The 20,134-nt window shown below is 56.7% G+C and carries 16 protein-coding genes and 1 riboswitch; of the genes, 12 read left to right on the forward strand and 4 right to left on the reverse strand.

Annotation, left to right across the window (positions count from 1 at the left end; all coding sequences use genetic code 11):
- Positions 1 to 79 precede the first annotated feature (79 nt).
- Genes leuA through leuD form a run of 4 tightly spaced genes read left to right on the forward strand, consistent with a single transcriptional unit; the run spans position 80 to position 4,761 of the window.
- The gene (gene leuA, locus L466_RS02495; RefSeq protein ID WP_014168617.1) at positions 80 to 1,651 is read left to right on the forward strand and encodes a 2-isopropylmalate synthase; all 1,572 of its coding nucleotides are present in this window, start codon (positions 80 to 82) and stop codon (positions 1,649 to 1,651) included.
- Complete coding sequence (gene leuB, locus L466_RS02490) at positions 1,651 to 2,742, forward strand: 3-isopropylmalate dehydrogenase (RefSeq protein WP_032679621.1); 1,092 nt, start codon at positions 1,651 to 1,653, stop codon at positions 2,740 to 2,742. The genes leuA and leuB overlap by 1 nt, the downstream gene beginning before the upstream one ends.
- Positions 2,743 to 2,744: 2 nt before the next feature.
- Positions 2,745 to 4,145: a 3-isopropylmalate dehydratase large subunit gene (gene leuC, locus L466_RS02485; RefSeq protein ID WP_020882571.1), complete on the forward strand. Its 1,401-nt coding sequence runs from the start codon at positions 2,745 to 2,747 to the stop codon at positions 4,143 to 4,145.
- Positions 4,146 to 4,155: 10 nt separating this feature from the next.
- Entirely contained in the window at positions 4,156 to 4,761 is a 606-nt protein-coding gene (gene leuD, locus L466_RS02480; protein ID WP_014168614.1) for a 3-isopropylmalate dehydratase small subunit, read from the forward strand.
- A gap of 201 nt (positions 4,762 to 4,962) precedes the next feature.
- On the opposite strand, the gene L466_RS02475 is transcribed toward leuD, so the two are convergent.
- Both L466_RS02475 and sgrT read right to left on the reverse strand, forming a co-directional pair.
- Positions 4,963 to 6,141 carry a sugar efflux transporter gene (locus L466_RS02475; protein ID WP_020882570.1) on the reverse strand — a complete coding sequence of 393 codons (1,179 nt, stop codon included), beginning with the start codon at positions 6,139 to 6,141 and terminating at the stop codon, positions 4,963 to 4,965.
- A gap of 119 nt (positions 6,142 to 6,260) precedes the next feature.
- Entirely contained in the window at positions 6,261 to 6,413 is a 153-nt protein-coding gene (gene sgrT / locus L466_RS02470; protein WP_014168612.1) for a glucose uptake inhibitor SgrT, read from the reverse strand.
- 88 nt (positions 6,414 to 6,501) lie between these two features.
- On the opposite strand from sgrT, the gene sgrR reads away from it, so the two are divergent.
- From sgrR to thiQ, 4 genes are all read left to right on the forward strand, one after another.
- Positions 6,502 to 8,157 carry an HTH-type transcriptional regulator SgrR gene (gene sgrR / locus L466_RS02465; RefSeq protein ID WP_032681670.1) on the forward strand — a complete coding sequence of 552 codons (1,656 nt, stop codon included), beginning with the start codon at positions 6,502 to 6,504 and terminating at the stop codon, positions 8,155 to 8,157.
- Between the two features lie 36 nt (positions 8,158 to 8,193).
- Positions 8,194 to 8,294: riboswitch (TPP riboswitch) on the forward strand.
- A gap of 31 nt (positions 8,295 to 8,325) precedes the next feature.
- Positions 8,326 to 9,309, forward strand: a complete 984-nt coding sequence (gene thiB / locus L466_RS02460; RefSeq protein ID WP_032681671.1) for a thiamine ABC transporter substrate binding subunit — start codon at positions 8,326 to 8,328, stop codon at positions 9,307 to 9,309.
- On the forward strand, positions 9,285 to 10,895 hold the full coding sequence (gene thiP, locus L466_RS02455; protein ID WP_032681672.1) for a thiamine/thiamine pyrophosphate ABC transporter permease ThiP: 1,611 nt from the start codon (positions 9,285 to 9,287) through the stop codon (positions 10,893 to 10,895). Before thiB ends, thiP begins: the two co-directional genes overlap by 25 nt.
- Positions 10,879 to 11,580 (forward strand): thiamine ABC transporter ATP-binding protein ThiQ, encoded by a 702-nt coding sequence (gene thiQ, locus L466_RS02450; protein WP_032681673.1) that lies wholly within the window; start codon positions 10,879 to 10,881, stop codon positions 11,578 to 11,580. The genes thiP and thiQ overlap by 17 nt, the downstream gene beginning before the upstream one ends.
- Positions 11,581 to 11,607: 27 nt before the next feature.
- Here the strand turns inward: thiQ and L466_RS02445 are convergent, their stop codons facing one another.
- Entirely contained in the window at positions 11,608 to 12,375 is a 768-nt protein-coding gene (locus L466_RS02445; RefSeq protein ID WP_014168607.1) for a DedA family protein, read from the reverse strand.
- Positions 12,376 to 12,503: 128 nt separating this feature from the next.
- Entirely contained in the window at positions 12,504 to 13,349 is an 846-nt protein-coding gene (gene araC, locus L466_RS02440; protein ID WP_025205437.1) for an arabinose operon transcriptional regulator AraC, read from the reverse strand.
- Positions 13,350 to 13,685: 336 nt separating this feature from the next.
- On the opposite strand from araC, the gene araB reads away from it, so the two are divergent.
- From araB to polB, 4 genes are all read left to right on the forward strand, one after another.
- Positions 13,686 to 15,395 carry a ribulokinase gene (araB, locus tag L466_RS02435; protein ID WP_032681674.1) on the forward strand — a complete coding sequence of 570 codons (1,710 nt, stop codon included), beginning with the start codon at positions 13,686 to 13,688 and terminating at the stop codon, positions 15,393 to 15,395.
- Between the two features lie 10 nt (positions 15,396 to 15,405).
- Positions 15,406 to 16,908, forward strand: a complete 1,503-nt coding sequence (araA, locus tag L466_RS02430; protein ID WP_014168604.1) for an L-arabinose isomerase — start codon at positions 15,406 to 15,408, stop codon at positions 16,906 to 16,908.
- Positions 16,909 to 16,960: 52 nt separating this feature from the next.
- Positions 16,961 to 17,656, forward strand: a complete 696-nt coding sequence (gene araD, locus L466_RS02425; protein ID WP_032681675.1) for an L-ribulose-5-phosphate 4-epimerase — start codon at positions 16,961 to 16,963, stop codon at positions 17,654 to 17,656.
- Positions 17,657 to 17,730: 74 nt separating this feature from the next.
- Positions 17,731 to 20,088: a DNA polymerase II gene (gene polB, locus L466_RS02420; RefSeq protein ID WP_032681676.1), complete on the forward strand. Its 2,358-nt coding sequence runs from the start codon at positions 17,731 to 17,733 to the stop codon at positions 20,086 to 20,088.
- Positions 20,089 to 20,134 lie beyond the last annotated feature (46 nt).

The raw sequence follows: 20,134 nt of genomic DNA on the forward strand, positions 1-20,134 counted from the left end.
AAGACTAAAAACCCGCGCCACTGCGCGGGTTTTTTTATGCTCGTAGCAAGGCGCCCTAAGACTGACAAGGACCTAACCCATGAGCCAGCAAGTCATTATTTTCGATACAACTTTACGTGACGGTGAACAGGCATTACAGGCAAGCCTGAGTGTGAAAGAGAAACTGCAGATCGCGCTGGCTCTCGAACGTATGGGTGTCGACGTGATGGAGGTCGGTTTCCCTGTCTCTTCTCCGGGTGACTTCGAATCCGTGCAGACCATTGCGCGTACCATTAAGAACAGCCGCGTCTGTGGCCTGGCACGCTGTGTGGAAAAAGATATCGATGTTGCAGCCGAGTCGTTGAAGGTTGCCGAAGCATTCCGTATTCATACCTTTATTGCTACCTCTCCTATGCACATTGCCACCAAGCTGCGCAGCACGCTGGATGAGGTCATTGAGCGCGCGGTCTACATGGTCAAACGTGCCCGTAACTACACGGATGACGTTGAATTCTCCTGTGAAGATGCTGGCCGTACGCCGATTGAAGATTTGGCGCGCGTGGTGGAAGCTGCCATCAATGCGGGCGCTAAAACCATCAACATCCCGGACACTGTCGGCTACACCATGCCGTTTGAGTTCTCCAACATCATTACCGGTCTGTATGAACGCGTACCAAACATTGATCAAGCGATTATCTCCGTACATACCCACGATGACCTGGGGCTGGCCGTTGGCAACGCCATCGCTGCGGTGCACGCCGGTGCACGTCAGGTAGAAGGCGCGATGAACGGCATCGGTGAACGTGCAGGTAACTGTTCACTGGAAGAAGTGATCATGGCGATCAAAGTGCGCAAAGACATCATGAATGTGCATACCCGCATCAATCACAACGAAATCTGGCGTACCAGCCAGACCGTCAGCCAGATCTGCAACATGCCCATCCCGGCTAACAAGGCGATTGTGGGTACCGGCGCCTTTGCGCACTCCTCCGGTATTCATCAGGATGGCGTGCTGAAAAACCGTGAAAACTACGAAATCATGACCCCGGAATCCATCGGCCTGAACCAGGTTCAGTTGAACCTGACCTCCCGTTCCGGTCGTGCGGCGGTGAAACACCGTATGGAAGAGATGGGTTATAAGGACAGCGATTACAACATGGATCAGCTGTACGACGCCTTCCTGAAGCTGGCCGATAAAAAAGGTCAGGTATTCGACTATGACCTGGAAGCGCTGGCCTTCATCAATAAACAGCAGGAAGAGCCTGAGCACTTCCGCCTCGATTACTTCAGCGTGCAGTCAGGCTCCAGCGACATTGCGACTGCCTCGGTCAAACTGGCCTGTGGCGAAGACATTAAGGCCGAAGCGGCAAACGGCAATGGCCCGGTTGATGCCATTTACCGCGCAATTAACCGCGTCACCGAGTACGACGTAGAGCTGGTGAAATATGACCTGACGGCCAAGGGCCACGGTGAGAATGCCCTGGGTCAGGTTGATATCGTGGTCACCCACAATGGCCGTCGTTTCCACGGTGTGGGCCTGGCGACGGATATTGTTGAATCCTCCGCGAAGGCGATGGTCCACGTGCTGAACAACATCTGGCGCGCCGCTGAAGTTGAAAAAGAGTTGCAACGCAAAGCTCAGAATAAAGAGAACAACAAGGAAACCGTGTAATGTCGAAGAATTACCATATTGCTGTGTTACCGGGTGACGGTATTGGCCCGGAAGTGATGGCACAGGCGCTGAAAGTACTGGAAGCCGTTCGTTCGCGTTTTGCGATGAAAATCTCCACCAGCCACTATGATGTGGGCGGTATCGCCATCGATAATCACGGTACTCCGCTGCCAAAAGCGACCGTTGAAGGGTGTGAAAATGCGGATGCTGTGCTGTTTGGCTCCGTGGGTGGCCCTAAATGGGAACACCTGCCGCCCGCCGAGCAGCCTGAGCGCGGCGCGCTGCTGCCACTGCGTAAACATTTTAAATTGTTCAGCAACCTGCGTCCGGCGAAGCTGTACCAGGGGCTGGAAACGTTCTGTCCGCTGCGTGCAGATATCGCGGCTAACGGCTTTGACATCCTGTGCGTGCGTGAACTGACCGGCGGGATCTACTTCGGGCAGCCTAAAGGGCGCGAAGGCAGCGGTCAGCATGAAAAAGCCTTTGATACCGAGGTCTATCACCGTTTTGAAATTGAACGTATCGCCCATATCGCCTTTGAGTCGGCGCGCAAACGCCGCCATAAAGTGACGTCTATCGATAAAGCGAACGTTCTGCAGTCTTCTATTTTGTGGCGTGAAATCGTCAGTGAAGTCGCGAAACAGTATCCGGATGTCGAACTGTCCCATATGTACATCGACAACGCGACCATGCAGCTGATTAAAGATCCGTCGCAGTTTGACGTTCTGCTGTGTTCCAACCTGTTCGGCGATATTCTCTCGGACGAATGCGCAATGATCACAGGCTCTATGGGGATGTTGCCATCAGCCAGCCTCAATGAAGAGGGATTTGGCCTGTACGAACCTGCAGGCGGCTCCGCGCCCGATATCGCCGGCAAAAACATTGCCAACCCGATTGCGCAGATCCTCTCCCTGGCCTTGCTGTTGCGCTACAGCCTTGATGCCGGTGATGCAGCAACCGCAATTGAAAACGCCATTAACCGTGCGTTAGAAGAAGGTGTCCGTACCGGTGATTTAGCACGCGGCACGGCGGCAGTCAGTACCGATGAAATGGGCGACATTATTGCCCGCTATGTCGCTGAAGGGGTGTAATCATGGCGAAAACGTTATATGAAAAATTGTTTGATGCGCACGTAGTCTACGAGGCACCAAACGAAACCCCACTGTTGTATATCGATCGCCATCTGGTGCACGAGGTTACCTCCCCTCAGGCATTCGACGGACTGCGTGCGCATAAGCGCCCGGTGCGCCAGCCAGGTAAAACCTTCGCGACAATGGATCACAACGTCTCCACGCAAACCAAAGATATCAATGCGTCGGGCGAAATGGCGCGTATCCAGATGCAGGAGCTGATCAAAAACTGCAATGAATTTGGCGTCGAGCTCTACGATCTGAACCACCCGTATCAGGGTATCGTCCACGTGATGGGGCCAGAACAGGGCATCACCCTGCCAGGCATGACCATTGTCTGCGGTGACTCCCACACGGCCACCCACGGCGCGTTTGGGGCCCTGGCGTTCGGTATTGGTACCTCTGAAGTTGAACATGTTCTGGCGACGCAGACCCTGAAACAGGGCCGCGCCAAAACCATGAAGATTGAAGTGAAAGGCAAAGCGGCCCCGGGCATTACCGCCAAAGACATCGTGCTGGCCATCATCGGTAAAACCGGCAGCGCAGGCGGCACCGGTCACGTGGTTGAATTCTGCGGTGAAGCCATCCAGGCACTGAGCATGGAGGGCCGTATGACGCTCTGCAACATGGCCATTGAGATGGGGGCGAAAGCGGGCCTGGTTGCGCCAGACGAAACAACCTTCAGCTATGTGAAGGGCCGTCTGCACGCGCCGAAAGACCAGGATTTTATTGAGGCGGTTGCGTACTGGAAAACCCTGAAAACCGACGATGGTGCGACGTTTGACACCGTGGTTACGCTGCAGGCGGAAGACATTGCGCCACAGGTGACCTGGGGAACCAACCCGGGCCAGGTGATTTCCGTCAACGATAACATTCCTGACCCGGCCTCTTTCAGCGATCCGGTCGAGCGCGCCAGTGCGGAAAAAGCGCTGGCCTATATGGGTCTGAAGCCAGGCATTCCGTTGACTGACGTGACCATTGATAAAGTGTTTATCGGCTCCTGCACCAACTCCCGTATCGAAGATTTGCGCGCGGCGGCCGAGATTGCCAAAGGCCGCAAAGTGGCACCGGGCGTTCAGGCGCTGGTTGTGCCGGGCTCTGGCCCGGTGAAAGCCCAGGCGGAAGCCGAAGGCCTGGATAAGATCTTTATCGAAGCGGGCTTCGAATGGCGCCTGCCTGGCTGCTCCATGTGCCTGGCCATGAACAATGACCGCCTGAATCCTGGCGAGCGTTGTGCCTCCACCAGTAACCGTAACTTTGAAGGCCGTCAGGGCCGCGGTGGGCGTACTCACCTGGTCAGCCCGGCAATGGCCGCCGCTGCGGCAGTGACCGGTCATTTCGCCGATATTCGCAGCCTGAAATAAGGAGACAATCATGGCAGAGAAATTTACCCAACATACGGGCCGGGTTGTCCCACTGGACGCCGCTAACGTCGACACTGACGCCATCATTCCAAAGCAGTTTTTGCAGAAGGTGACCCGTACCGGGTTTGGCGCGCATCTGTTTAACGACTGGCGCTTCCTGGATGACAAAGGCGAAGTGCCCAATCCCGAGTTCGTGCTGAACTTCCCGGAGTTTAAAGGCGCATCGATTCTGCTGGCGCGTGAAAACTTTGGCTGCGGCTCTTCCCGTGAACATGCACCCTGGGCGCTCACCGACTACGGGTTCAAAGTGGTTATCGCCCCAAGCTTTGCCGATATCTTCTACGGCAACAGCTTTAATAACCAGCTGCTGCCGGTGACGCTGAGCGATGCGCAGGTAGACGAATTGTTCGCCCTGGTGAAGGCAAATCCTGGGATTTCGTTTGAAGTGGATCTGGAAGCGGAAGTGGTGAAAGCGGGTGATAAATCCTACAGCTTCAGCATTGACGCCTTTCGTCGTCACTGCATGCTGAATGGCCTGGACAGTATTGGCCTGACGCTGCAGCACGAAGATGCCATCTCCGCCTATGAGCAAAAACAGCCTGCGTTTATGGGGTAGGCTGCGTACCATCCCGGTGAAGATCAACATCGTCCAACAAAATGGTGCAGTACACCCTCAGTGTTAATTGATGTGGGCCTCATCACTGTTTGCCTCTTGCGTCAGCCTGAGGCAAACAGCCTCGGCTGACGCCACGCGCTCTATGCGCCTTCTCAGACCCTGTCAGAAAATCGTTTTATTTCGTGAAGCCGCCTTCCAGAATCACACATCTTTTACCCGGCAGGTTAGCACCAGCGTCACCACGGAAATGGCCGCAATCATCCAGTACACTGACGCGTGACCGTAGGTTTGTGACAACGCCCCCTGAATCACCCCTGCCAGAATAACGCCCGTTGAAATGCTGTTGGTAAAGAGCGTAGTGGCAGAGCCTGCCCGTCCCGGCATTAAGTCCTGGAACCAGAGCATCCCAATCCCGGCCACGATGCCAATAAACACGGCATTAAACAGCTGCAGCGCAAGCAGTGCTTCGCGCGAATGGAAGACGATCAGCCCCAGATAAAAAAGCACTCCCGCCGCCACGGCGACGATCATCATGCGACGCTTTCCAAAACGCTTAACGTAATAACCCGCCAGGATCATCGCCGGAATTTCCAGGCCGGCAGCCGTCCCCATCAGGATCCCCGCAAGCTTGTCCGGCAACCCCAGATCGCTGCTGATCCACAGCGGCATATCAATGATGTACATGGTGTTGCAGGTCCACATCAGCATGGACGCGATAAACAGCATGCGGACGTTTTTATCCTGCCAGCCGCTCACCTGGGTGATGGGTTTATCGGTCGTCTGCTCCACTCGCGCCACCGAGGGTAGCGCAAAGGCAATCAGTATCAGGCTGATGACAAAAATGCCGGCAGCGATAGAAAACATGGTGGTAAAGCCATAGTTCAGCGCCAGCATAAACGCCAGCGGCGGGCCGATCACCCAGGCCAGAGAGAGCTGCGCACGCATGACCGAGCTGAACATCACCACTTCCCGCGCCGAGTTATCCGCGTATTCACGGGCCAGCGCGAACAGCTGCGGCATGGCGGTATTGGCGAGGGACGCCAGAAGCACGCCGCAGGTAATCAGCGTCAGGTAATGGCGATTGAAGGCAAACAGCAGCGCGTTACCCACGGCCATGGCGCAGCAAAAGAGGATCAGTTTGCGACGATCGCCCCGATTGTCCGATCGTTTTGCCAGTGCCAGACTGACCAGGATCCCGGCGATGGCGTTCACGGTATAAAACAGCCCCACCCAAAACGGCTGCGCCCCCACCTCACGGCTGAGAAACAGACTCAGCGTCGGAGCCTGCAAGGCCCCCGCCACGCCCATCATAAAGGCCACCAGCATAAAAGCGGCATACACGCCGTTCAGGCGTCGCCCCATCGTCATCAACCAGAGCATGCGCAAGTCCTTGTGAAAGCGAATCGAAAGTGGGTGAATAGTAAACGAAAAAAGCCAGCAAAAACATTTTGCTGGCGGGTGATAAGCACCAATACTCAGTCACACATGATCGAGGCGAGTTAGCAAGAAGAGGTCGGTTTCGTAACGTCCCACTGCATCAGATCTTCCAGGATTTTCAACCGTTGCTCTGCACACTGGCGGGCCAGCCAGGACGCTCCCTGCGTCGCTGAAAAATAACGCTGATAAAACTGACGTGCGGTAGACCTCTTCATAATTTACCTCCTCACTTCATCGGGAAGAATTATTGGCCTAATATAGGGATTAATAAATTGCTGATTTTTTGTCAGGAGTTCCCCTTTTATGCCCTCTGGTCGTCTGCAACAACAATTTATCCGCCTCTGGCAATGCTGCGAGGGGCGATCGCAGGAGACCACGCTGAACGAGCTGGCGGACCTGCTCAGCTGTTCGCGCCGGCACATGCGCACGCTGCTTAATACCATGCAGCAGCAGGGCTGGCTCAACTGGGAGGCCGAGGCGGGTCGCGGAAAACGCTCCCGCCTGACCTTCCTGTATACCGGGCTGGCGTTGCAGCAGCAGCGAGCGGAAGACCTGCTGGAACAGGACCGCATCGACCAGTTGGTGCAGCTGGTGGGGGACAAAGCGGCAGTACGCCAGATGCTGGTGTCGCATCTCGGGCGCAGCTTTCGTCAGGGTCGCCACATTCTGCGGGTGCTCTACTATCGACCGATGAAAAACCTGTTGCCCGGCACGGCGTTACGCCGCTCTGAAACCCATATGGCCCGACAAATATTCAGCGGCCTGACGCGCATAAATGAGGAAAATGGGGAACTGGAAGCGGATATTGCGCACCACTGGCAGCAACTTTCTCCTCTTCACTGGCGCTTCTTTCTACGTCCTGGTATTCATTTCCACCACGGCCGCGAGCTGGAGATGGTCGATGTAATTGCCTCTTTAGAGCGCGCCTGCACGCTACCGCTCTATTCCCATATTTCACGCGTTCACTCCCCTACGGCATGGACACTGGATGTTGAACTGTCTCAGCCGGACAAATGGCTTCCGTGGCTGCTGGGCTATGTACCGTCGATGATTTTGCCCGGTGAATGGGAGTCGATGAATAATTTTGCCAGCCTGCCGATTGGCACCGGCCCCTACTCTGTATCGCGCAATAACAACAACCAGCTGAAAATCCGCGCTTTTGATGACTATTTTGGCTACCGGGCGCTGATCGACGAAGTGAACGTGTGGGTATTACCGGATCTCAACGAAGAGCTGAGCGCCGGGCTGACGCTGGAAGGGCCTACCACGGGCGAAAAGGCCGTGGAGAGCCGGCTCGAAGAAGGGTGTTACTACCTGCTGTTCGACGGCCGTACCCATCGCGGGGCAAACCATGAGGTGCGCAAATGGATAAGCCACGTGTTGTCGCCCTCCAGCCTGATTTATCATGCGGAGGAGCAGTACCAAACCTACTGGTTCCCGGCGTATGGTCTGCTTCCTCGCTGGCATCACGCCCGTCCGACATACTGCGACAAGCCCGCCGGGCTGGAGTCCATCACCCTGACCTACTATCGCGAGCACGTTGAACACCGCTTTATCGCCAGAATTATGACCCGACTGCTGGCCGCCGTTGGGGTGAGGCTGGATGTCAAAGAGGTGGATTACGATGAATGGCATCAGGGGGAGATTGTCAGCGACATCTGGCTCAACAGTGCCAACTTTACCCTGCCGCTTGATTTCTCGCTCTTCTCTCACCTGTATGAGGTCCCGCTTATCCAGCACTGCATAGACCGGGACTGGCAGCAGGACGCGGCCCTCTGGCGCGCTGGCGACATGAATCTGGCCTCATGGTGCCAGCAGTTGCTGGCTGAACAAGCGATCGTGCCGTTGATCCATCACTGGCTGATGATCCAGGGGCAGCGTAGTATGCGCGGTGTCAGAATGAATACGCTGGGCTGGTTTGATTTTAAATCCGCCTGGTTTTCCCCGCCGGAGCCATAAAACTTTCGTAATATTTGCCAAATCATTACAATAGCGCCGTTCTCAACGGGGTGCTGCATCACTGATGTGCGCTGAGATAATACCCGTCGAACCTGATCCGGATAACGCCGGCGAAGGGATTTGAGGCTGTCACTCAAAATCCTTTGCCACTCAACCTTGAGGTGCAAAGTGTTAAAAAAAGTTCTCCCCCTTCTGGCGCTGTTTGCGCTGCCTGCCGTCGCGAAGCCCGTCCTGACGGTCTACACCTACGACTCCTTCTCAGCCGACTGGGGTCCGGGTCCGGTGGTGAAAAAAGCCTTTGAAGCTGACTGTCAGTGCGAACTGAAGTTCGTGGCGCTGGAAGATGGCGTCTCGCTGCTTAACCGCCTGCGCATGGAAGGCAAAAACAGTAAAGCCGATGTGGTGCTTGGGCTGGATAACAACCTGCTGGAGGCCGCCTCGAAAACCAGACTGTTTGCCAAAAGCGGCGTCGCCACCGATGCCGTCAGCATCCCGGGCGGCTGGCAGAACGACACCTTTGTGCCGTTCGATTACGGTTACTTCGCGTTTGTTTACGACAAAAACAAGCTTAAAAACCCGCCGAAAAGCCTGAAGGAACTGGTCGAAAGCGAGCAGAAATGGCGCGTTATTTATGAAGATCCTCGCACCAGTACGCCAGGCCTGGGGCTGCTGCTGTGGATGCAGAAAGTCTACGGCGATGACGCTCCGCAAGCGTGGCAGAAGCTGGCCGCCAAAACCGTCACCGTGACAAAAGGCTGGAGCGAAGCCTACGGTCTGTTCCTGAAAGGGGAAAGTGATCTGGTTCTGAGCTACACCACCTCCCCGGCTTATCACATCATCGCCGAGAAAAAAGACAATTACGCCGCCGCCAGTTTTGCTGAAGGGCACTATCTGCAGGTCGAAGTGGCAGCCCGCACGGCATCCAGCAAACAGCCCGAACTGGCCGAGAAGTTCCTGAAATTTATGGTCTCCCCGGCATTCCAGAACGCGATTCCAGCGGGTAACTGGATGTACCCCGTGACCAGCGTGGCGTTGCCAGCGGGCTTTGAGAAACTGACCAAACCGCAAACCTCGCTGGAGTTTACGCCTCAGCAGGTTGCCGCGCAGCGAGCAGCATGGGTAAGTGAATGGCAACGCGCCGTCAGCCGTTAATTCCCGGCTGGTTAATTCCTGGGCTGCTCGCCGCCGTATTGATGGTGGCGGTCAGTCTGGGCGCATTCCTTGCCTTGTGGTTTAACGCGCCAGAGAGCGACCTGTTCGCGCTCTGGCACGACAGCTATCTCTGGCACGTTATCCGTTTCTCTTTCTGGCAGGCCTTTCTCTCTGCGCTGCTGTCGGTTATCCCCGCCATTTTCCTGGCACGCGCGCTTTATCGTCGCCGTTTCCCCGGCAGGCAGGCCCTGCTGCGCCTGTGCGCCATGACGCTGATCCTGCCGGTCCTGGTGGCCGTGTTTGGCATCCTGAGCGTCTATGGTCGTCAGGGGTGGCTGGCTTCACTTTTCAGCCTGATGGGTCTGGAGTGGCGCTTCTCGCCCTACGGACTGAAGGGCATTCTGCTGGCGCACATCTTTTTCAATATGCCGATGGCGACCAGACTCTTTTTACAGGCACTGGAAAACATCCCCGGTGAACAGCGCCAGCTTGCCGCCCAGTTGGGCATGCGCGGCGTATCCTTCTTCCGCCTGGTCGAATGGCCGTGGCTGCGTCGTCAGATCCCGCCGGTTGCGGCTCTGATCTTTATGCTCTGTTTCGCCAGTTTTGCCACCGTGCTTTCACTCGGCGGCGGCCCGCAGGCCACCACCATCGAACTGGCAATTTACCAGGCGCTCAGTTACGACTATGACCCCGGCCGCGCCGCGCTGCTGGCGATGGTGCAGATGGTTTGCTGCCTGTGCCTTGTACTGCTGAGCCAGCGTCTGAGCAAAGCCATCCCGCCGGGCAGTAATCAGATAACCGGCTGGCGCGACCCGCTGGACAGCATGCATAGCCGGATCGCTGACCTGCTGCTTATCACGCTGGCGCTGCTGCTTCTGCTTCCGCCGCTGATGGCCGTCATCGTCGATGGCCTGAACCTGAATCTCGTTACCGTGTTGCAGCAGCCCGTTCTCTGGCAGGCAACGTGGACCTCGTTACGGATCGCGCTGGCCGCCGGGCTGCTGTGTGTCATGCTGACCATGATGCTTTTATGGAGCAGCCGCGAGCTTTATGCGCGTCAGGCCCGTAAAGCCGGGCATGCCCTGGAGCTGACAGGCATGCTGATCCTGGCGATGCCCGGCATTGTACTGGCGACGGGGTTCTTTTTATTGTTCAACAGCACTATTGGCCTGCCGGAAAACGCCGATGGCATCGTGATTTTCACCAATGCCCTGATGGCGATCCCCTACGTGCTGAAGGTGCTGGAAAATCCGATGCGAGACATCAACAGCCGCTACGCGCTGCTGTGCCAGTCGCTCGGTCTGCAGGGCTGGCAGCGGCTAAAGATTATCGAACTGCGTGCGCTGAAACGCCCGCTGGCCCAAGCCCTGGCCTTCGCCTGTGTGCTCTCAATTGGTGATTTTGGTGTCGTGGCGCTCTTCGGTAATGAAGATTTCCGCACCCTCCCGTACTGGCTGTACCAGCAAATTGGCTCCTATCGTAGCCAGGAGGGAGCCGTCACGGCGCTGCTGTTACTGATGCTCTGCTTTGCCTTATTTACCGTTATCGAAAAACTTCCGGGGCGTAATGTTAAAACTGACTGATGTAACCTGGCTCTACCAGCATCTGCCAATGCGCTTCTCCCTTTCGGTTCGTCAGGGAGAGATGATTGCGGTTCTGGGTCCGAGCGGGGCCGGAAAGAGTACTTTGCTCAATCTGATTGCCGGTTTTCTGCAACCGGCGAGCGGGTCGATAGTGATTGAAAACCGCGACCATACGCGCACGCCACCCGCCCGACGTCCGGTGTCGATGCTGTTCCAGGAAAATAATCTGTTCATGCATCTGACGGTGCGGCAAAACATCGCCCTGGGTATGGATCCTGGCCTGAAACTCAACGACGGCCAGCGCCAGAAGCTGGAGCTGATTGCCGCTCAGATGGGCATTACCGCGTTTATTGACCGCCTCCCCGAAGCCCTCTCCGGCGGGCAGCGTCAGCGGGTGGCGCTGGCGCGCTGCCTGGTGCGCGAGCAGCCCATACTGCTTCTGGATGAGCCCTTCTCTGCACTCGATCCTGCCTTGCGCCAGGAGATGCTTACCCTGGTGCAGGACGTGTGCCAGCGTCAGCAACTGACAATGCTGATGGTTTCGCACAGCATCGAGGATGCCGCGCGGATTGCGCCACGATCGGTGGTCATTGCAGAAGGGCGAATTGCCTGGGATGGCGGCACAGAGGAACTGCTCAGCGGTTACGCAGGGGCGTCTTCATTGTTAGGCATCAGTGCGGGCTGACCCTCTCCCACGGGAGAGGGAAACAGATTAACGGCTCACCACCTTCAAGAGGATTTCACCGTACACCGGCATCAGCGGGTGGCGAATCAGGGCGACCAGCGCCACCACGGCAACCCCCAGCATTAACGGCGCGAGCCACAGCAGGCGCGAGCGTGGCAGATAACGCGTCAGGCGATCAACATTCGCTTTCGCGCTGCGCCACAGTCGCCAGCACAGCCAGGCAGCGATCCACAACAGCAGGGCCGTAGCCAGCAACAACCACTTAAATTCACCGCTTTGCATTCCGTCAGGAATATCAACGGTGGCCCCTGCCAGGATCCCCGGCAGAAAATAGAACGGCGGCCAGAAAACACAGCCGATGATGTTCGGCACCACGAATTTCGCAACCGGCAGATCCAGCATCCCCGCGACCATCGGCACCAGCGGACGCGTTGGTCCAACAAAGCGACCGACGAGGATCGTGAACATGCTGTGCTGATGCAGCGCGTGTTCGGTTTTATCCAGCAAGGCTTTGTTCTTTTTCATGAACGACCAGCGGTGCAGCGGTTTCTTAAAGCGCCAGCCCAGCCAGAAGGAGATCCAGTCGCCAAGTAAACAGCCAATAATCCCCGCCATCCACGCCTGCCAGAAATTCACTTCACCGCTGCCAATCAACGCGCCCAGCCCCGCCATCATCACCGTGCCGGGGAGGATCAACCCAACAAGTGCAAGCGATTCCAGAAACGCCACCAGCGCAACGGCGATAAGCGAATACATAACGGACTGGGTGATAAAATGTTCCAGCAATGCCTGCATAACTATTCCGGTCAGAAAACGAATCAGGGATTCTGCTTAGCGCCCTGCACCGCGTCAAGACAACAATTGTCTGAATAGTTTACAGGTTGCTTCCACAGTTCACCTGCTTGTTTATCTTTTTTTACCGTTTATTCACATCCTGCCCGGAATTCACTGGGGCTGGCACCGGTGCATTTTTTAAATACCCGGGAGAAATAGAGCTGGTCTTCAAAGCCCACATTGCGCCCCACGGTGGCAATGGGCATGCGGGTGGTGCTGAGCAGGAGCTTCGCCTGGCTGATACGCTGGTCCTCACGCCAGCTCAGGACGCTAACGCCCAGCTGCTGACGGAACAGATGTGACAGCCGCGACGGTGAGAGACACACATGCTGGGCGACGCTGGCGATATCGAACTGGCTGTCGGCCAGATGGTCGCTGATGTACTGGCAGGCGTCGCGCACGCGGTTGTCCAGCGGAGGATTAAGTGACGCGTTTATCGCCTCCATCCGGCGCAACAGCACCTGTTCAAGCAGGTTAATCGCCAGCAGTTCGGCATACCGGCCACCCGCCTGCCCCGCTTCAATAATTTGGGCAAAGAGTTCGCGGAACTGAGCCAGATGAACCTCGTCCGGGCGATAAAAACCGGTGTGCGCAAAAATAGCCGGCCACGAGAGCCACTCCTGCCAGTAGGCGCGCGGGCGGAAGTAGACCCACTGGTGATACCACTCTTTGGCCTCCGGGTGACGCCCGTAGTGGTGGATCTCTCCCGGCGGAAACAGCAGCATATCGCCCGGACGGCAGACAAACTGCTGATCGTTATTTTTGATAATCCCTTCCCCACGCACCGTCAGGTTCAGAATATACCCTTTCATCCCGAGCGGTCGGTCGACGTAAAAATCGAGATATCCCTCAGCCTCGATAGGGGTCAGCCCCGCCACCAGGTGAGCATTAAACGAGTAGCCCGGTAATAAGGGATCGTTTTGCGTTTCGGCCATAGATTCAGTTCTCCCAAGGGTCCTGAAGGAAACCAATTGTCCATATCGATAAAAGCAGTATAAAAATGGCCCGCGAAAAGATCCAAAAAGCATCACGCCTCTTTTACGTCCGCCATGTTTCAGCCTTTCCCCCTGATTTATCCGCCCACGGGGGCAGATCAGCAGTAACAAAAGTGTCTATAAGTGCGGCAGAAATGTCCACATTGATTATTTGCACGGCGTCACACTTTCTATTGCAACAGCAATTTAGTCCATAAGATTAGCGGATCCTGCCTGACGATTTTCGCCTCCAGTCTCTAATGTTCTCTCATACCTGTTTTTTGATGGAGCAACACCATGGCAATTGCGATTGGCCTCGATTTTGGCAGCGACTCGGTTCGCGCTCTGGCAGTGGACTGTACAAGCGGCCAGGAAATAGCAACCAGCGTTGAGTGGTACCCGCGCTGGCAAGAGGGGCGCTACTGCGATGCGCCAAATAACCAGTTCCGTCACCATCCACGTGACTACATTGAGTCGATGGAAGCGGCAATCAAAACCGTGCTGGCTGAACTGACCGACGCCCAGCGGGCAGAGATCGTCGGGATTGGCGTCGACAGTACCGGCTCAACGCCTGCCCCTGTGGATGCCGAAGGCCATGTTCTGGCGCTGCGTCCGGAGTTTGCTGATAACCCGAACGCCATGTTCGTGCTGTGGAAAGATCACACCGCCGTTGAAGAGGCCGAGGCCATTACCCGCTTGTGTCACCAGCCCGGTAAAACGGACTACTCGCGCTACATCGGCGGTATTTACTCCAGTGAATGGTTCTGGGCAAAGATCCTTCACGTAACCCGCGCGGACGCATCCGTTGCGCAGGCCGCGGTATCCTGGATTGAACTGTGCGACTGGGTACCAGCCCTGCTCTCCGGTACCACGCGTCCGCAGGATATCCGCCGCGGACGCTGCAGCGCCGGACACAAATCCCTGTGGCATGAAAGCTGGGGTGGCCTGCCACCGGCGGCGTTCTTCGATGAACTCGATCCCGTCATCAACAAGAGTCTGCAATACCCGCTGTTCACCGACACCTTCACCGCCGATATTCCGGTGGGTACGCTTTGTGAAGAGTGGGCGACGCGCCTGGGTCTGCCGCAAAACGTGGCCATCTCCGGCGGGGCGTTTGACTGCCACATGGGCGCGGTGGGCGCCGGTGCCCAGCCAAACACGCTGGTGAAAGTTATCGGCACCTCCACCTGCGACATTCTCACCGCGGATAAAGCCAGCGTAGGCGATCGGGCGGTAAAAGGCATCTGCGGCCAGGTTGACGGTAGCGTCGTACCGGAGTTTATCGGTCTGGAAGCGGGTCAGTCCGCCTTTGGCGATATCTACGCCTGGTTTGGCCGCGTGCTGGGCTGGCCGCTGGATCAGTTGGCGGCGGCACATCCTGAGCTGAAGACCCAGATTGCCGAAAGTAAAAAGCAGCTTTTGCCGCAGCTCACCGCCGCGTGGGCAAAGAATCCTTCTCTCGATCACCTGCCGGTGGTGCTCGACTGGTTCAACGGTCGCCGTACGCCATTTGCCAACCAGCGCCTGAAAGGGGTGATCACCGATCTTAACCTCGCCACCGACGCGCCAGCGCTGTTTGGCGGCCTGATTGCCGCAACTGCCTTTGGGGCGCGCGCCATTATGGAGTGCTTCACCGAGCAGGGCATTGACGTCAACAACGTGATGGCACTAGGCGGCATCGCCCGTAAAAACCCGGTAATCATGCAGGCCTGTTGTGACGTGCTGAACCGTCCACTGCAGATTGTCGCCTCCGATCAGTGCTGTGCCCTCGGAGCAGCGATCTTCGCGGCCGTTGCGGCAGGCGTTCATGCCGATATCCCGACCGCGCAGCAGCACATGGCGAGCGCTGTCGAAAATACCCTCCAGCCGCGTGCTCAGCAGGCGCAGCGTTTTGAACAGCTTTATCAGCGCTATCAGCAATGGGCAAAAAGCGCCGAACTTCACTATCTCCCTGTCGCCGCCCCGGCCAAACACACCGCGGACACTACGGCAACCCTGACACATTAAGGACACAATAATGACCATTTTTAATAATTATGAAGTGTGGTTTGTCATTGGCAGCCAACATCTGTACGGGCCGGAAGCGCTGCAACAGGTGACGAAACATGCTGAGCACGTGGTCAACGCGCTCAATGCAGAGGCTAAACTGCCGTGCAAACTGGTGCTCAAACCGCTCGGCACGACCCCGGATGAGATCACGAACATCTGCCGCGACGCGAACTACGACGATAAATGCGCTGGCATGGTGGTGTGGCTGCACACCTTCTCGCCGGCCAAAATGTGGATCAACGGTCTGGCCATCCTCAATAAACCACTGATGCAGTTCCATACCCAGTTCAACGCGTCCCTGCCGTGGGACAGCATTGATATGGACTTTATGAACCTGAACCAGACCGCGCACGGCGGCCGCGAGTTCGGCTTTATCGGCGCACGTATGCGCCAGCAACATGCGGTCGTCACCGGCCACTGGCAGGATCAGCATGCGCAAAAACGTATCGGCTCCTGGATGCGCCAGGCGGTGTCCCGACAAGATACTCGCCACCTGAAAGTGGTGCGTTTCGGCGACAACATGCGTGAAGTGGCGGTCACCGACGGCGATAAAGTTGCCGCACAGATTAAATTTGGTTTCTCGGTGAATACCTGGGCCGTGGGCGACCTGGTGCAGGTGGTGAATGAAATCAGCGATGGCGACGTAAGCGCGCTGGTCGACGAATACGAAAGCAGCTACCGTCTGACCCCTGCTGCACAAATTCACGGTGACAAACGCCAGAACGTGCTGGATGCAGCACGTATCGAGCTGGGTATGAAACGCTTCCTGGAACAGGGTGGCTTCCATGCCTTTACCACCACCTTTGAAGACCTCCACGGCCTGAAACAACTGCCCGGCCTGGCGGTACAACGTCTGATGCAGCAGGGCTACGGCTTTGCCGGCGAAGGCGACTGGAAAACTGCCGCTCTGCTTCGCATTATGAAAGTGATGTCAACCGGTCTGCAGGGCGGCACCTCCTTTATGGAGGACTACACCTACCACTTCGAAAACGGCAACGACCTGGTACTTGGCTCGCATATGCTGGAAGTGTGTCCTTCCATTGCCGTTGAAGAGAAACCGATCCTCGACGTGCAGTACCTTGGCATTGGCGGAAAAGCCGACCCGGCACGTCTGATCTTCAACACCCGTACCGGTCCTGCCATCAACGCCAGCCTGATTGACCTTGGCGACCGTTTCCGCCTGCTGGTGAACTGTGTGGATGCGGTTGAAACCCCGCATTCTCTGCCAAAACTGCCGGTCGCCAACGCCCTGTGGAAAGCGCAGCCTGACCTGCCAACCGCCTCGGAAGCCTGGATCCTGGCCGGTGGCGCGCACCACACCGTCTTCAGCCACGCGCTGGATCTGAACGACATGCGTCAGTTCGCCGAACTGCACGACATCGAACTGACCGTCATTGATAACGATACCCGCCTGCCCGCGTTCAAAGACGCGCTGCGCTGGAACGAAGTCTATTACGGTTCAAAACGTTAACAGGGGAACCTTTGGCCTGCCGCAGGGCGGGCCTCTTTTCCTGGAGGATTGCATGTTAGAAGATCTCAAACGTCAGGTACTTGAAGCCAACCTGGCGCTGCCCAAACACAATCTGGTGACGCTGACCTGGGGCAACGTCAGCGCCGTTGACCGCGAGCACGGCGTCTTCGTGATAAAGCCGTCAGGGGTGGATTACACGGTAATGACCGCAGAAGATATGGTTGTCGTCAGCATCGCCACGGGCGAAGTGGTGGAAGGAAAGAAAAAACCCTCCTCCGACACGCCAACGCATCGCCTGCTCTACCAGGCCTTCCCGACCATTGGCGGTATTGTGCATACCCATTCGCGTCATGCGACCATCTGGGCGCAGGCCGGCCAGTCCATTCCGGCGACCGGAACCACGCACGCAGACTACTTTTACGGCACCATTCCCTGCACCCGTTTGATGACTGATGAAGAGATCAACGGCGCGTATGAGTGGGAAACTGGCAACGTTATCGTCGAAACGTTTGAAAAACAGGGTATCGACGCTGCGCAAATGCCCGGCGTGCTGGTGCACTCCCATGGACCTTTTGCCTGGGGCAAAAACGCCGAAGATGCGGTACATAACGCGATTGTGCTGGAAGAGGTCGCGTATATGGGCATCTTCTGCCGCCAGCTGGCACCGCAGCTTCCGGATATGCAGCCAACCCTGCTGGATAAACACTACCTGCGTAAACATGGCGCAAAAGCCTATTACGGGCAGTAAACTGTATATATACCCAGCATAAAATATTCAACCAGGCTATAATTAAGCCTGGTTTTGTTTTATGGGATAGCGGCGTGGCGCAGGCGCAAGAAGGTTTTTTACTTACCCGACACTGGCGGGATACTCCTCAGGGCACCGAGGTGGCATTCTGGCTGGCGACGGACAACGGCCCGCTGCACGTGACCCTGCCGCCGCAGGAGTCCGTGGCTTTTATCCCGAACGATCATGTTGAGAAAGTAAAGCAACTGCTGCGCGGTGAAAATGGCTGGCGCCTGACGCCGCTTGAACTGAAAGATTTCCACCGTCAGCAAGTACATGGCCTTTACTGCCGCGCCCATCGCCAGCTGATGCGTTATGAAAAACTGCTGCGCGACGCTGGCGTGACGCTGTACGAAGCCGATATCCGCCCGCCAGAACGTTTTCTGATGGAGCGGTTTATTACTGCCCCCGTCTGGGTCGACGGCACCGCGCAAAACGGCAGCCTTATTAACGCCCGTCTCAAACCCAACCCTACCTACCGGCCGCCGTTGAAATGGGTCTCGCTGGATATCGAAACCACTCGCCACGGTGAGCTGTACTGTATCGGCCTTGAAGGCTGCGGGGATCGGGTTGTTTATATGCTTGGCCCCCCGAATGGCAACGCATCCGCGCTGGATTTCCGGCTGGAGTATGTCAACAGCCGGCCACAGCTTCTGGAAAAGCTTAACCAGTGGTTTGCCGATCGCGATCCCGATGTGTTGATCGGCTGGAACGTGGTGCAGTTCGATCTGCGCGTGCTGCAAAAACATGCTGAACGTTACCGCATTCCTCTGATGCTGGGGCGCGGAAACAGCGAGCTGGAATGGCGCGAGCACGGTTTTAAAAACGGTGTGTTTTTCGCGCAGGCCAATGGCCGCCTGATTATCGACGGCATTGAGGCGCTCAAATCTGCCTTCTGGAATTTTTCCTCTTTCTCTCTGGAAGCGGTGGCGCAGGAGCTGCTCGGCGAAGGGAAATCCATCGACAATCCGTGGGACAGAATGGATGAAATCGACCGGCGCTTTAACGAAGACAAACCGGCGCTCGCCACCTACAACCTGAAAGATTGTGAACTGGTGACGCAGATTTTCCACAAAACGGAGATCATGCCCTTCCTGCTCGAGCGCGCGACGGTGAACGGCCTCGCCGCTGACCGGCACGGTGGCTCCGTGGCCGCCTTTAGCCACCTCTATTTCCCGCGTATGCACCGGGCGGGCTATGTCGCCCCCAACCTCGGTGACGTACCGCCGCAGGCAAGCCCGGGCGGTTACGTGATGGATTCCCGGCCCGGGTTGTATGACTCCGTGCTGGTGCTGGACTACAAAAGCCTCTATCCGTCCATTATTCGCACCTTCCTGATCGATCCCGTCGGGCTGGTGGAAGGGATGGCGCAGCCTGACGATTTGCACAGCACAGAAGGTTTTCTCGGGGCCCGCTTCTCACGGGAAAAGCACTGTCTACCGGAAATCGTGGGAAACATCTGGCACGGTCGCGACGAGGCTAAGCGTCATGGCAACAAGCCCCTTTCTCAGGCGCTGAAAATTATCATGAACGCGTTTTACGGGGTTCTGGGGACCAGCGCCTGCCGCTTCTTCGACCCACGACTGGCGTCATCTATCACCATGCGCGGGCACGACATCATGCGCCAGACCAAAGCGTTGATTGAATCCCAGGGTTATGACGTTATTTATGGCGATACGGATTCCACCTTTGTCTGGCTTAAGGGCGCGCATTCAGAAGAGGATGCCGCGCGAATCGGCAAATCACTGGTGGCTTTTGTGAACGCCTGGTGGCAGGAAAGTTTGCAAAAAGAGCGGTTAAGCAGCGCGTTAGAACTGGAGTTTGAAACCCATTTCAGCCGCTTTTTAATGCCCACCATTCGCGGTACCGACCAGGGCAGTAAGAAGCGCTACGCCGGTCTTATTCAGGAAGGTGACAAGCAGCGAATGGTCTTTAAAGGGCTGGAAACCGTACGCACCGACTGGACGCCGCTGGCACAGCAGTTTCAGCAAACGCTTTATCTGCGTATCTTTCGCAACGAGCCTTATCAGGACTACGTGCGTGAAACAATTGCCAGCCTGATGGCCGGTGAACTCGACGCCCAGCTGGTGTACCGCAAGCGCCTGCGCCGCCCACTGGCGGAATACCAGCGCAACGTTCCGCCGCACGTCCGCGCCGCGCGTCTGGCGGATGAGGAGAACGTGCGCCGGGGGCGTGCCCCGCAGTATCAGAACCGGGGAACCATCAAATACCTCTGGACCACCAGCGGCCCGGAACCGGTGGATTACCAGCACTCGCCTCTGGATTACGAGCACTATCTTACGCGTCAGCTTCAGCCGGTCGCGGACGGAATTTTGCCCTTCATCGACGACGACTTTGCTACACTAGTGACAGGGCAACTTGGCCTATTTTGACACGTGACGAAATGGCTGCCATCCAGTACCATAGCGCCCTTTCCAT

The sequence above is a fragment of the Enterobacter sp. BIDMC 30 genome (genome assembly GCF_000534355.1).
In the GTDB taxonomy this organism is placed as follows: Bacteria; Pseudomonadota; Gammaproteobacteria; order Enterobacterales; family Enterobacteriaceae; genus Enterobacter; species Enterobacter ludwigii.